Origin of the sequence: Streptococcus mitis, assembly GCF_965111725.1 — a bacterium.
In the GTDB taxonomy this organism is placed as follows: Bacteria; Bacillota; Bacilli; order Lactobacillales; family Streptococcaceae; genus Streptococcus; species Streptococcus mitis_DV.
The window spans coordinates 1,687,677-1,700,120 of record NZ_OZ217341.1; the positions used below are offsets into that span (position 1 = coordinate 1,687,677).

Here is a 12,444-nt window from a genome sequence, read left to right on the forward strand (position 1 = left end):
GCTTCGCTCACTATTGCAAAGCTGAACTACTTTTTTATCTTTCTTCATAGTTTATTGTCGTTTCGGACAAGTTTTCTATTATGTAAATTGCGACACGAGAAATCGAAATCGATTTTATTTCGACGACGAGTTAGTAAGGAGACTAGGTAAACGCCATAGCGATTGCCGTTTTCTGACGAGTTGCTTTAGCTACCGTCAGAATTGCCTAGTTGTACACCACTACCATGGCTGGGCGTAGGATGCGGTCATGGAGTTTGTAGCCTTTTTGGAAAACTTGGGCGATGGTATCTGCTGGATGTTCATCGTCTGCTGGGAGAGTTTGGATGGCCATATGGTAGTTATGGTCAAATTCACCGTCAGCTGCGATTTCTTCGATTCCTTCTTCTTTCAAAGCGTGAATCAAGCTTTCTTGCACCATCTCCAATCCTTTTTTGACATCGTCTGTCAATCCTTCAACCGCGAGTGCACGCTCAAGGTTATCCAAAGAAGGGAGAATCGCTTTTGCCAAGTCCTGGCTACGATAATGTTGCAAGTTTTGACGCTCTTCATTGGCACGGCGTTGGATATTTTGCATTTCTGCATGAGCGCGAAGGTATTTATTTTCGAACTCATCTGCACGTTCATTTGCCAAGTCCAACTCAGACTTCTCAGGAGTCGTTTCTTCAGTTGTTTCCACAACTTCCTCTTCTTGAACTTCTTCTACTTCTTCATTTTTTATATCTTGGACCATTTTCGCCTCCTTTAATGATTTCAATCTTAATGTACTTCGTAATGATTACTACTAAGGTAGCGGTAAAAATCTGTCAACTTCATGGTCAAAACACGGTTGACCACATTGACTTGGTTGATTAGCTGTTGGTAATCCAGATTGACTGGACCGATAATGGCTAGAATTCCAACTCCCCGATAAGGAATGAGGAACTTGCTACTAATCACCGCTAGGTCAGCTAGACAGGACTCTTGACTGTCCGCAACACGAACATTTTGCATCTGATCTTCATGCAAACCCTCACGAATCTCCAGAGCCACCTTTTGCGGTTGATCAAAGAACTGATAGGCTGCTAGATTGGCAAAATTCAAGAGATTAACCTTGCCCGCCACCACAATGTTTTCGTTGAACATTTCCTTAAAGATATGTTCAAAGAGATCGATAACATTGTCCGTTGTTGTAAAGTAACGCTGGATAATCTGCGGAATCTCCGTCCGAATCTTGTAGTGAATATCTAGCACGGTGTGGCCGAGAAAACGTTCCTGAATAATGTTCTTCAGTTTCAGCAAATCCTCCTGCAAGAAGTTCCTTGGAATCAGAAATTGACTGGTAACCGTTCGAGACTCGTCTAGGGTGAATACCGCCAAGGCTGTATGTTGCCCCAAAACAACGATATCAAAGGCTGTCAATCGTTGTCTGCTCGGCTCAACGTCCAGTGCTACTACCGTACAGCCACTCAGGTCTGTCAGTAGATTAGCAGCTTCTTGCAGAATATCTTCTAGCTTGAAGAATTCCTGATCAAAGGCTTTGACAATCTCGTAAACCTCATTTTCAGCCAGTCGGTCAAAATCCAGTGAGTGTTTTACATAGTACTGAAAACCAGCAACACTTGGCATCCGACCACTTGAAGTATGAGCCTTCTCAAGCAAACCTTGCTTTTCTAGAGCCGCCATGTCATTACGAATGGTTGCACTGCTAGAGTTAATAGACTCTTGCAAGGCTTTGGATCCGACAGGTTCGTGCGTTTTGGTAAAGATGTCAATAATCAGATTTAGAATATCCTGCTGACGCTCTGTAACCACCTCATCACTCCTCTCTGTCTGATCGATTAGCACTCGACACACTCAAGTGCTAACTTATGATTCTATTATACACCCTTAAAAGAGAATGTCAAGACAAAAACTCAAAAAATTAGCACTCTTTTATCAAGAGTGCTAAAAATCAGTCTAAAGACCTAGAACCCTACCTCCCATCTACTTGGTATTTCCTTTTAAGTCTGAAAAAACTATGGATTAGATAAGAAATCATAAAGGAATATAGAGCAAAAATGACAAAGAAAGATTGCGACAGTTCTTCTCGAAACAAACTCATACAAACAACAAGACCGCCTGAGAAAGCAACTGTACATGAACGAAATCTATATCGCATAACTTCCCATCTGAGCCCCTTACTCATATAGACTTGATCCTCTGGAAGTAAATTAGAAGACGATTTACGAAGAATCGAACAAAAACCTCTTTCTATCAATTCCCAACCTCTATTTCTAAAATCTTGCAGTTCATGCTTATATTTTTTAAGAAATCTAGAATCATAGATACAGTAGATGACATCGTCTGGTTGACATTGGTCAAAATAGAACAAACCAAAACGACTCGTTCTATATCTCCAACCCTTCAAATGCATCTCATGTAAATATTCTTCTTCCTTGTCCAAATCAACAATGGTGAAAATCCGAAATTGTACTTTGCTATTCATTACCTTACCTCCAAATCAGAAAACATACATAGTTTTATTTGTCAGATAATTCTTTCCACTTTTGAAACAATCTCCCAAAAATATAAGAAATCTGAATCGAATGAACTATCAATAAAACACCATCTATTATAACAATCAAAAACATTTCCCAACTGAAAGAACTACCTCCAGCGACAAACTTTGAGAAAACCGGTAGTAGAGCTAAAAAGAGAAGCAAAATAGGAAGCATCCGCATTGTTAAAATCCGTTTGACCATAGCTAGCTTCCCGGCCGCGTCATTATAAATTTCAAACTCGGCATCCGACTCAATTCCAGAATGAAGTTTTCTAAAGTAGGAAAAACCATTAAAGTCTGTAATATGCTCCCAGCCACAGTCTTTAAATAATTGTAAATAGGAGGCTCTATCGGATTTTTTCATGGGATAAAAGTCCAACTGATAAGACACCTGCTCCGGTTGGCACTTTTCAAAGGTATACTTAACTGCAACTACTAAGTTAGAGTAGGTTACCTTCTTGAGTTTCCAGCCCTCAGCATGCATTTTTCTAAGATATAAAGCCTCTCTATCATAATCCGCAATGGTAGCAATTCGATAAACAATTTTCTTTTCCATCATCCTTCCTCCCGACTATTTCTGTAGAGGCGTTCAATACGTTTCAATTCAATATCTAAGACTTTGCGTCCCAAGTCTGTAATCTGATAGATTTTCCGTTTTTCCTCTTCGCGGACAAAGGAAATCAAACCATCCTTTTCCATTTTTGACAAGGTCCCATACATAGTTCCAGGACTAATCGAAACTTGCGAATCTGTCATCTCCTTGACCTTTCGCGTAATACTATAACCATGACTTTCCTTTTGCAGACAGAGCAAGATATAAAAGCCCGTTTCCGTCATCGGAAGATAAACTCGACGAATCTTATCCGTCAATTCCATTTATAGCTACCTCCTATCCAGTTCGATATATCGCACTTCGTTATATAAAATATATCACACCTCGATATAAAATACAAGAAAAAAAGATCATCCTCACGGACAATCTTCCTTCTATATTAGTATTAGTAAAGGTCTAAATAATTATCAATTTCCCATTGTGAAACGAAGGTTGCATAACTTGCCCATTCGATTCGTTTGGCCTCAAGGAAACTAGTATAGATATGTTCTCCAAGAGCTGCTCTGACAACCTCATCTTCTGTCAAAGCTTTCAAAGCGTTGTGAAGGGTTGATGGAAGGTCTGTAATACCAGCTTCCTTACGCTCTTCTGCTGTCATGATGTAGATATTTTCTTCGATAGGAGCTGGTGCTTCGATTTTGTTTTCAATACCATGCAAACCAACTTCCAACAGAACTGCCATAGCGATGTACGGATTAGCCATTGGATCCACTGAACGCAACTCAAGACGAGTTCCCATACCACGTGAAGCAGGCACGCGCACAAGTGGCGAACGGTTACGACCAGCCCAAGCAATGTAAACAGGCGCTTCATAACCCGGAACCAAACGTTTGTATGAGTTAACCGTTGGGTTCATGATAGCAGTATAGTTGTAAGCATGTTTGATCAAACCACCAAGGAAATGGTAGGCCGTTTCTGACAACTGCATTCCTTTTGGATCATTTGGATCAAAGAAGGCATTGTTTCCTTCTGCATCAAACAAGGACATATTACAGTGCATACCTGATCCAGCAATACCAAATTTTGGTTTGGCCATAAAGGTTGCGTAAAGTCCGTGTTTGCGGGCAATAGTTTTAACAACGAGCTTAAAGATTTGAATCTTATCACAAGCACGGAGAACTTCATCGTACTTGAAGTCAATCTCGTGTTGTCCAACCGCAACCTCGTGGTGACTGGCTTCTACTTCAAATCCCATTTTGGTCAAGACATTGACAATCTCACGACGTGTGTTGTCCGCAAGGTCCGTAGGTGCCAAATCAAAGTAGCCACCCTTGTCATTCACTTCAAGTGTTGGGTCCCCATTTTCATCGAGCTTGAATAGGAAGAATTCTGGTTCTGGACCAAGGTTGAAGGATTTGAATCCTACTTCTTCCATGTGACGAAGAGCACGCTTCAAATTACCACGAGGGTCCCCTGCAAATGGTTCACCTTCTGTTGTATAGACATCACAGATCAAACCTGCAACACTTCCATTTTCATCTCCCCAAGGGAAGACTGTCCATGTATCCAAGTCTGGGTACAAGTACATATCTGACTCATTGATACGTACAAAACCTTCAATAGAAGATCCATCAAACATAGCCTTATTTGACAAGACCTTATCTAATTGTTCATCTGTAGCAGGAATTTCGACGTTTTTCATGGTTCCCAAAATATCTGAAAACATGAGACGAATAAAGGTAACATTTTTTTCCTTGACTTCACGACGAATATCTGCAGCTGTGATTGGCATGAGTTTTCTCCTTAATGTATGACTACTTGCGGTTGCCTAACCGCGACCAAAAGGTGACTGTACTGAAGCAAAGCGCCCCTGTTGGAGGAGTTCATTATGAAGTGCACGACGTACTTCGGTCTGACTCACCGCTTTTTTGGATTTCGCTTCACGTTCAGCATATTTTTTCTTAATGGCAGCGATATTATAACCTTCAGAGATATAATCTTTGATTTCAAGCAGACGATCCATGTCATTCAAGGAATACATGCGACGGTTCCCTTCGTTTCGATCAGGCTTAATCAACTCTTGATCTTCATAATAACGAATCTGACGCGCCGATAGATCGGTCAACTTCATAACACTGCCGATAGGAAAAACAGCCATATTTCGGCGAAATTCTTTTTCCTTCATTTACAATTTCCTTCTTTCTGTCTATTATAGTCTAAAAAAAGACAAACGTCAATTGATAATGTTATAAAATGTAACATTATTTTTCTTTTTTCTCTAAAAAGAGCCGAATACGATCAATATCGTAATTTACGAGAATTGCGACAAAAACTCCCATGAACGTTTCTGATACACGCGCAAACACGTACAAAATTGTTTCCCCACTCGGGATCGATAGGGTAATGATTAACATAGCTGCTACACCACCAATAACCCCTGCTTTGTTATTCATGGCTACATTTGTCATAATGGTTAACATGGTGCAGATTGGAACAACTACCAAGGTCACCCAAAAGGCTTCGTGGAAAAAGGTATTTAATAAGAAGAAGACCAAGGCATAGAGGCCACCGATACTATTTCCTAGAATACGCGAAGTTCCGAAATGGACACTCTTATCAAAACTCTCCCTCAGACTAAAAACGGCTGTCAAAGCACCGATTTGAAGACCTTTCCAACCAAAAAAGCCAAAAATCAAGAGAACTAGAAAAACAGCAATACCTGTTTTAAAGGTTCGCATACCAAGTTTGAACTGGGATTTATCGAATTTATATTTTTTAAAATAACTCATAATCTCAACTTTCTATTTCCATTTTATCATAAATTGGCTAATTTTATGAGCAATAGTTGAGAGGAAACGTTTTTATTTTAAGCAAAAGAAAAGAGGAACTTTCATCCCTCTCTTCTTTGATTTAGTTATAAAATCTTATTTTTCTGTCAAGGCTGCAAGTCCTGGAAGAACTTTACCTTCAAGGAGTTCCATTGAAGCACCACCACCAGTAGAGATCCATGAGAACTTGTCTGCACGGCCAAGGTTAATCGCTGCGGCAGCTGAGTCACCACCACCGATGATTGATTTAACGCCTGGTTGTTTCACGATAGCGTCCATCACACCGATTGTACCAGCTTGGAAGTCTGGGTTTTCAAATACACCCATAGGTCCGTTCCATACAACTGTTTTAGCACCAGTCAAAGCTTCGTCAAATTTAGCGATAGATTTTGGACCGATGTCAAGACCAAGGAAGCCTTCAGAAACTGCTTCACCTTCAGTGTCACGCACTTCAGTGTAACCAGCAAATGCGTTTGCTTCTTTTGAGTCAACTGGCAAGATCAATTTGCCGTTTGCTTTTTCAAGAAGAGCTTTCGCAACATCCAATTTGTCTTCTTCTACAAGTGAGTTACCAATTTCGATACCTTGTGCTTTGTAGAATGTGTAAGTCATACCACCACCGATAAGGACTTTATCAGCTTTTTCAAGCAAGTTTTCGATAACACCAATCTTGTCTGAAACTTTTGAACCACCAAGGATCGCTACGAATGGACGTTCTGGAGTTTCAACTGCTTCTTGGATGTAAGCAATTTCGTTTTCAAGAAGGAAACCAGCAACTGCTTTTTCAACGTTTGCTGAGATACCAACGTTAGATGCGTGTGCACGGTGAGCTGTACCGAATGCATCGTTTACGAAGATACCATCTCCAAGTGATGCCCAGTATTTACCAAGTTCAGGATCGTTTTTAGATTCTTTTTTGCCGTCAACATCTTCGTAACGAGTGTTTTCAACCAAGAGAACTTGTCCATCTTCAAGAGCGTTGATTGCTGCTTCCAATTCAGCACCACGAGTGACACCTGGGAAAACAACATCTTGACCCAATTTAGCAGCCAAGTCAGCAGCTACAGGAGCAAGTGATTTACCAGCTTTATCAGCTTCTTCTTTCACACGTCCAAGGTGAGAGAAAAGAATTGCACGTCCACCTTGTTCGATGATGTACTTAATAGTTGGAAGAGCTGCTGTGATACGGTTGTCGTTAGTGATTACGCCATCTTTCAATGGTACGTTGAAGTCAACACGAACGAGGACTTTTTTACCTTTCAAGTCAACGTCTTTAACAGTAAGTTTTGCCATGTTACAAAAACCCCTTTATTTATTTTATTCGAAACTATTATATCACACTTTGGAAATATAAGGAAAGATTTCACAAGATTTTTCGATATTTAATCTTCATGTCATGCTAGAGTCTATTATTTTTACTTTTTCTCACGAATTTTCTTTCTAAAATCTTAGCTTAACACTTGTTAGATTTACTTTTATCCTTTAAAATAGAATAGGAGATATTCCGCGATTATTTTTCGGAGGAAAAAGAAATGTCCATTAATTGGCAGGAAATTTTATTTCACTTTTTAGGTGGTCTGGGACTATTCTTATATAGTATCAAGACCATGGGAGACGGTCTGCAACAAGCTGCTGGAGATCGCCTTCGTTTTTACATTGACAAATATACTAGCAATCCTTTCTTTGGAGTTCTGGTTGGTATTGGGATGACTGCTCTAATTCAGTCTAGTTCTGGTGTAACAGTTATCACAGTCGGTCTGGTCAGTGCCGGTCTCCTAACCTTACGTCAGGCTATCGGGATTGTCATGGGAGCTAATATTGGGACAACAGTCACATCCTTTCTTATTGGGTTTAAACTAGGTGACTATGCCCTGCCTATGCTCTTTATCGGTGCTGTCTGCCTCTTCTTTACAAAAAATCGAACAGTCAATAATATCGGACGCATCCTCTTTGGTGTCGGTGGTATCTTTTTTGCCCTCAATCTCATGAGCGGTGCAATGGCTCCACTCAAAGATTTACAGGTCTTTAAAGACTATATGATTGAGCTAAGTAAGAATCCTGTTTTGGGTGTCTTTGTCGGAACTGGACTAACCCTACTCATTCAAGCTTCCTCGGCTACCATCGGGATTTTACAAAACCTCTACGCCAGCAATCTCATTGACCTGCAAGGAGCTTTGCCAGTTCTATTTGGTGATAATATCGGAACGACCATTACAGCTATTATTGCTTCTCTTGGAGCCAATATCGCCGCCAAACGTGTTGCTGGTGCCCATGTCGCCTTTAACGTGATTGGTACGGTTATCTGTATTGTCTTCCTTGTACCTTTCACTGGCTTGATTCATTGGTTTGAATCTACGCTAAATCTAGCACCGGAAATGACCATCGCCTTTGCTCACGGAACCTTTAATATTACCAATACCATTGTCCAATTTCCATTTATCGGAGCTCTGGCTTACTTTGTAACCAAGATTATTCCTGGAGAGGACGAGGTTGTCAAATACGAACCCTTATATCTTGATGAACATTTCATCAAACAAGCCCCATCTATTGCTCTCGGAAATGCTAAGAAAGAGCTCTTGCACTTAGGAAACTACGCTGCTAAAGCCTTTGATCTTTCCTATAAATATATCATTGACTTGGATGAAAAGGCAGCTGAAAAAGGGCATAAAACAGAAGAAGCCATTAACACCATCGATGAGCAATTAACACGTTATCTCATTGCCCTGTCAAGCGAAGCGCTCAGTCAAAAAGAAAGCGAAGTGCTCACCAACATCCTTGATTCATCCCGTGATTTGGAACGGATTGGGGACCACGCAGAGGCTCTACTCAATCTGACTGACTACCTTCAACGGAAAAATGTTGAATTTTCTGATGCCGCCTTGAAAGAATTAGAGGAAGTTTATCGTCAAACTAGTGACTTTATCAAAGATGCTCTGGATAGTGTGGAAAACAATGATATTGAAAAAGCACGCAGTCTTGTAGAACGTCATGAAGCAATCAATAAGATAGAACGTGTTCTCAGAAAAACTCACATCAAACGCCTCAACAAGGGCGAATGTTCAACACAAGCTGGGGTCAACTTTATCGACATCATCTCCCACTACACCCGTGTATCAGACCACGCTATGAACCTTGCTGAAAAGGTTTTTGCAGAACAAATCTAAGAACCAAGAAGCTATCCTGAATAGGATGGCTTTTTGCTTTTCCTAAGTACGACTAGGATGAATGAAACTGAAAGATCATTCTGCAGATATAGTGGATTAAATTAAAAAAGTATAGTGTATTGAATCTATAACAGTACACCTTGACTGCTAAAATATTTCTATAAATTGATTTGGATTCCCGAATTAATTTGTTCAGATTTTATTTCATTTCAATATACTGATAAATCCATTCACTAGCACAGGGCAAGAGGGAGTCGCTATTGATTTCAAGGGTAGCAGGTACATACAGAGAACTCCTAACTCAGATATACTGCAATATCATCGTATGCAAAAAACCTCTGAGATTCTTCTCAAAGGTTCTAATCTAGCTAATTGCTGTTCTCAACCGCTGCAGTGACAAAGGCAGTGTAGAGTTCTTCTGGGCGATTTGGACGGCTTGACAGTTCAGGGTGATACTGACACGCTACAAAGAATTTATTTTCAGGAATTTCCACAATTTCGACCAAACGATTGTCTGGAGAAACTCCTGAGAAGACAAAGCCTGCTGCCTCAAACTGCTCACGGAAGGCGTTGTTAAACTCATAGCGGTGACGGTGACGGCGTTGCACCACTTCTTGATTGTGATAAGCAGCCGCAGCCTTAGAGCCACGTTTCAACTTAGATGGATAAAGCCCCAAACGAAGGGTTCCCCCCATATCCTCAACATCAATCTGATCACGCATGATATCAATGATAGGGTATTTTGTTTCTGGTGCAAGTTCTGCAGAATTGGCACCTTCGAGTCCTAAAACGTGACGAGCAAACTCGATACAAGTCAACTGCATTCCCAAGCAGACACCCAACATTGGAACATCATTCTCACGCGCATAGCGGATGGCTTGGATTTTCCCTTCCGTACCACGTTGGCCAAAACCACCTGGTACGATGATTCCGTCCGCATCAGACAAGAGCTCTGCCACATTCTCTGCTGTCACATCATTGGCATTGATCCAATTGATTTTCACTTCTGCGTCGTTGGCATAACCAGAGTGTTTCAAGGCTTCGACCACTGAGATGTAGGCATCTTGCAATTCAACATACTTACCGACAAGGGAAATTTTAACTTGTTTCTTGAGGTTCATGACCTTATCCACCATGGCTGACCATTCTGTCATATCTGCTACTGGTGCATCTAGTTTTAAGTGGTCACAGACAATTTGGTCCATACCTTGCGCCTGCAAGTTCAATGGAATTTGGTAAAGGTGTTCAACATCCAACGATTCGATAACGGCTTCTGGTGCCACATCACAGAACTGTGCTAGTTTGTTTTTAATTCCTTGACCAGCTGGCTCTTCTGTACGAATAACCAACATATTTGGCTGGATTCCCAAGCCACGTAATTCTTTGACAGAGTGTTGGGTTGGTTTGGTTTTCATTTCACCAGCAGCCTTGAGGTAAGGAAGCAAGGTTGTATGAATGTACATGACATTATCCGCACCAACATCTGCCTTCATCTGGCGAAGGGCCTCTAGGAATGGCAAGGACTCAATATCCCCAACAGTTCCACCAACCTCTGTGATAATGACATCAGAGTCGGTCGTTAGAGCGGCACGCTTGATTTTTTCTTTTAAAGCATCTGTGATATGAGGAATAACCTGAACAGTTGCCCCAAGGTATTCTCCACGGCGTTCCTTACGAAGAACTTCACTATAAATTTTACCAGTTGTCACGTTGGAATATTTGTTAAGATTGATATCGATGAAACGTTCATAGTGACCCAAGTCCAAATCTGTCTCAGCTCCGTCATCTGTCACAAAAACTTCCCCGTGCTGGTAAGGGCTCATAGTTCCCGGATCAATATTGATATAAGGGTCAAACTTTTGAATGGTTACTTTCAGACCACGATTTTTCAAGAGACGACCCAGACTTGCTGCCACAATCCCTTTCCCAATAGACGACACCACACCACCAGTTACAAAAATATATTTCGTAGACATAGATTCCTCTTTCTAAAATGCTCAAGGTCTTGCTGACTACGAGGGGACATAGAAAACAAGAGCCTACTAATAAGAATAATCTGGGACTACTGCACCAGATTCACAACTAAAATACAAGAAGATAACTTCTTGAAAAAACAAAAATAGCTCCCTAAGAACTAGGGAGCCCCGACCTCTAAAAGAGGTGCCCGAACAATATGATACCTAAAAATAGGATAATTGTCAATAGCTAACTTTTATTCCTCGCTGGTTTCAGCATCATCATCTGAAAAATCGTCGTCGTCTTCGTTGAGATCCACGTCTTCACCCAAGTCATCTGGGGCGATTTCGTTAATTTCTGCATCGTAAGCTTCCACTTCATTTTTCTCATCATCTGGATTTTCATCATCGTATGAAAGAGCTGGATCTGCTTCGTATGCGTCTTCGTCTTCTGGATCATCTGTATTGTAGTCAATAGCATCTGAATCGCCGTCCATGAAGGCATTGACACGTTTTTTCTTAGCTTTTGGTGCTACTTCATCGTCGTCATTTTCTTCAAGAGCGATAATTTCTTCGTCAATTTCGTCCACACCATACCATGAACGAAGCCCCCATTTGTTGTCTCCAAGTGAGATGAAGCTACCGTCAAAGTTCAACTCTGTGTAGAACAAAGGCAAGGCTTCGCGGATATCGCTGTTTGATGTCCCAAGGTAGTTTTGAATTTCGTTTACAAGATCGCTAAAATGCATCTCATGGTCGCGACCACGAAGTTCCAAGATAGCACGCGCTACCTCAATCATAGATAGTTCACTTTTTTCTTGCCCAGCAAATACTTCTAATTCCAAAGCGTTTCTCCTCATTTATACTACTATCGCCAGAGCGAACAGACTCTGACCTCATTTTATCATTTACTCTTTATTTTACGATAATTTTGCAGAATAGTCAAAGGTTAAGGGGGAGAAAGTGGCAGGATTAGACTATTTTCAATATAAAACTCATTCCTTTTTCTGTTGCTCCATTTTCCACAAATCCAAGCGACTTGAAACACCTCCTAGAAGCATGATTGTAGGTGTAGATTTCCTTGACTCTCAATTCTTTCCATCCTTTTACTCGAGCCAATTCAATCAAAGTACTTAGAACCTTTTTCCCAAGCCCTCGATGTTGGTAAGCGGGATTCCCAATCACAATAGGGAGATTATCCTGAGATAGTGTAACATCCCCAATTGGAAACCATTCTCCCTTCTCCTTGACTTCAATCCAAAAAAGTTCACCATGCTGATCCAAATGGGAATACATAGCTTCCAAAGTTTCTTGACTATAAGGTCTCTTCACACCATCTACGAGGTAAACCAAGTTCACATCCTGATACCAAGCAAAAGCTTCTTCACAATGATTGACCTTATAATAAGGAACAAGACGCAGTGCA

At 40.9% G+C, this 12,444-nt stretch carries 13 protein-coding genes; 1 reads left to right on the forward strand and 12 read right to left on the reverse strand.

Going from position 1 to position 12,444, the window contains the following annotated elements; all coding sequences use genetic code 11:
* Window positions 1–205: 205 nt before the first annotated feature.
* The 9 genes from grpE to ACLV7Q_RS08205 form a co-directional block, all read right to left on the reverse strand.
* Window positions 206–730, reverse strand: coding sequence for a nucleotide exchange factor GrpE (gene grpE, locus ACLV7Q_RS08165; protein WP_176139356.1), 525 nt, complete (start codon window positions 728–730; stop codon window positions 206–208).
* Between the two features lie 26 nt (window positions 731–756).
* A complete protein-coding gene (gene hrcA, locus ACLV7Q_RS08170) occupies window positions 757–1,791 on the reverse strand; it encodes a heat-inducible transcriptional repressor HrcA (protein WP_000255756.1) in 1,035 nt (344 codons plus the stop codon).
* A gap of 160 nt (window positions 1,792–1,951) precedes the next feature.
* Entirely contained in the window at window positions 1,952–2,464 is a 513-nt protein-coding gene (locus ACLV7Q_RS08175) for a DUF2812 domain-containing protein (protein WP_218757142.1), read from the reverse strand.
* 34 nt (window positions 2,465–2,498) lie between these two features.
* Window positions 2,499–3,074: a DUF2812 domain-containing protein gene (locus ACLV7Q_RS08180; protein ID WP_218757143.1), complete on the reverse strand. Its 576-nt coding sequence runs from the start codon at window positions 3,072–3,074 to the stop codon at window positions 2,499–2,501.
* Window positions 3,074–3,394, reverse strand: coding sequence for a PadR family transcriptional regulator (locus tag ACLV7Q_RS08185; protein WP_061438719.1), 321 nt, complete (start codon window positions 3,392–3,394; stop codon window positions 3,074–3,076). The genes ACLV7Q_RS08180 and ACLV7Q_RS08185 overlap by 1 nt, the downstream gene beginning before the upstream one ends.
* 122 nt (window positions 3,395–3,516) lie before the next feature.
* Window positions 3,517–4,863, reverse strand: a complete 1,347-nt coding sequence (gene glnA / locus ACLV7Q_RS08190) for a type I glutamate--ammonia ligase (protein WP_001122886.1) — start codon at window positions 4,861–4,863, stop codon at window positions 3,517–3,519.
* Between the two features lie 36 nt (window positions 4,864–4,899).
* The gene (glnR, locus tag ACLV7Q_RS08195; RefSeq protein WP_000659547.1) at window positions 4,900–5,256 is read right to left on the reverse strand and encodes a transcriptional repressor GlnR; all 357 of its coding nucleotides are present in this window, start codon (window positions 5,254–5,256) and stop codon (window positions 4,900–4,902) included.
* A 76-nt stretch (window positions 5,257–5,332) separates the two neighbouring features.
* A complete protein-coding gene (locus tag ACLV7Q_RS08200; RefSeq protein ID WP_000119915.1) occupies window positions 5,333–5,860 on the reverse strand; it encodes an FUSC family protein in 528 nt (175 codons plus the stop codon).
* A 135-nt stretch (window positions 5,861–5,995) separates the two neighbouring features.
* Window positions 5,996–7,192, reverse strand: a complete 1,197-nt coding sequence (locus ACLV7Q_RS08205) for a phosphoglycerate kinase (RefSeq protein ID WP_001096743.1) — start codon at window positions 7,190–7,192, stop codon at window positions 5,996–5,998.
* A gap of 239 nt (window positions 7,193–7,431) precedes the next feature.
* Between ACLV7Q_RS08205 and ACLV7Q_RS08210 the strand changes: the two genes are divergently transcribed.
* On the forward strand, window positions 7,432–9,063 hold the full coding sequence (locus tag ACLV7Q_RS08210; protein WP_218757144.1) for a Na/Pi cotransporter family protein: 1,632 nt from the start codon (window positions 7,432–7,434) through the stop codon (window positions 9,061–9,063).
* Between the two features lie 368 nt (window positions 9,064–9,431).
* Here ACLV7Q_RS08210 and ACLV7Q_RS08215 read toward each other — a convergent pair whose 3' ends face one another.
* The 3 genes from ACLV7Q_RS08215 to ACLV7Q_RS08225 all read right to left on the reverse strand — a co-directional run bounded on the left by ACLV7Q_RS08215 (window position 9,432) and on the right by ACLV7Q_RS08225 (window position 12,440).
* Window positions 9,432–11,039, reverse strand: coding sequence for a CTP synthase (locus tag ACLV7Q_RS08215; protein ID WP_000105246.1), 1,608 nt, complete (start codon window positions 11,037–11,039; stop codon window positions 9,432–9,434).
* Window positions 11,040–11,275: 236 nt separating this feature from the next.
* The gene (gene rpoE / locus ACLV7Q_RS08220; protein WP_218757145.1) at window positions 11,276–11,863 is read right to left on the reverse strand and encodes a DNA-directed RNA polymerase subunit delta; all 588 of its coding nucleotides are present in this window, start codon (window positions 11,861–11,863) and stop codon (window positions 11,276–11,278) included.
* Between the two features lie 127 nt (window positions 11,864–11,990).
* Window positions 11,991–12,440, reverse strand: a complete 450-nt coding sequence (locus ACLV7Q_RS08225; protein WP_218757197.1) for a GNAT family N-acetyltransferase — start codon at window positions 12,438–12,440, stop codon at window positions 11,991–11,993.
* Window positions 12,441–12,444: the final 4 nt, after the last annotated feature.

Bases quoted from the DNA above. Each gene is read 5' to 3' on its own strand.
- ACLV7Q_RS08175 (WP_218757142.1), bottom strand. From the start codon at position 2,464: ATGAATAGCAAAGTACAATTTCGGATTTTCACCATTGTTGATTTGGAC.
- glnR (WP_000659547.1), bottom strand. From the start codon at position 5,256: ATGAAGGAAAAAGAATTTCGCCGAAATATGGCTGTTTTTCCTATCGGC.
- ACLV7Q_RS08215 (WP_000105246.1), bottom strand. From the start codon at position 11,039: ATGTCTACGAAATATATTTTTGTAACTGGTGGTGTGGTGTCGTCTATT.
- glnA (WP_001122886.1), bottom strand. From the start codon at position 4,863: ATGCCAATCACAGCTGCAGATATTCGTCGTGAAGTCAAGGAAAAAAAT.
- ACLV7Q_RS08200 (WP_000119915.1), bottom strand. From the start codon at position 5,860: ATGAGTTATTTTAAAAAATATAAATTCGATAAATCCCAGTTCAAACTT.
- ACLV7Q_RS08205 (WP_001096743.1), bottom strand. From the start codon at position 7,192: ATGGCAAAACTTACTGTTAAAGACGTTGACTTGAAAGGTAAAAAAGTC.
- ACLV7Q_RS08210 (WP_218757144.1), top strand. From the start codon at position 7,432: ATGTCCATTAATTGGCAGGAAATTTTATTTCACTTTTTAGGTGGTCTG.
- ACLV7Q_RS08180 (WP_218757143.1), bottom strand. From the start codon at position 3,074: ATGGAAAAGAAAATTGTTTATCGAATTGCTACCATTGCGGATTATGAT.
- grpE (WP_176139356.1), bottom strand. From the start codon at position 730: ATGGTCCAAGATATAAAAAATGAAGAAGTAGAAGAAGTTCAAGAAGAG.
- ACLV7Q_RS08185 (WP_061438719.1), bottom strand. From the start codon at position 3,394: ATGGAATTGACGGATAAGATTCGTCGAGTTTATCTTCCGATGACGGAA.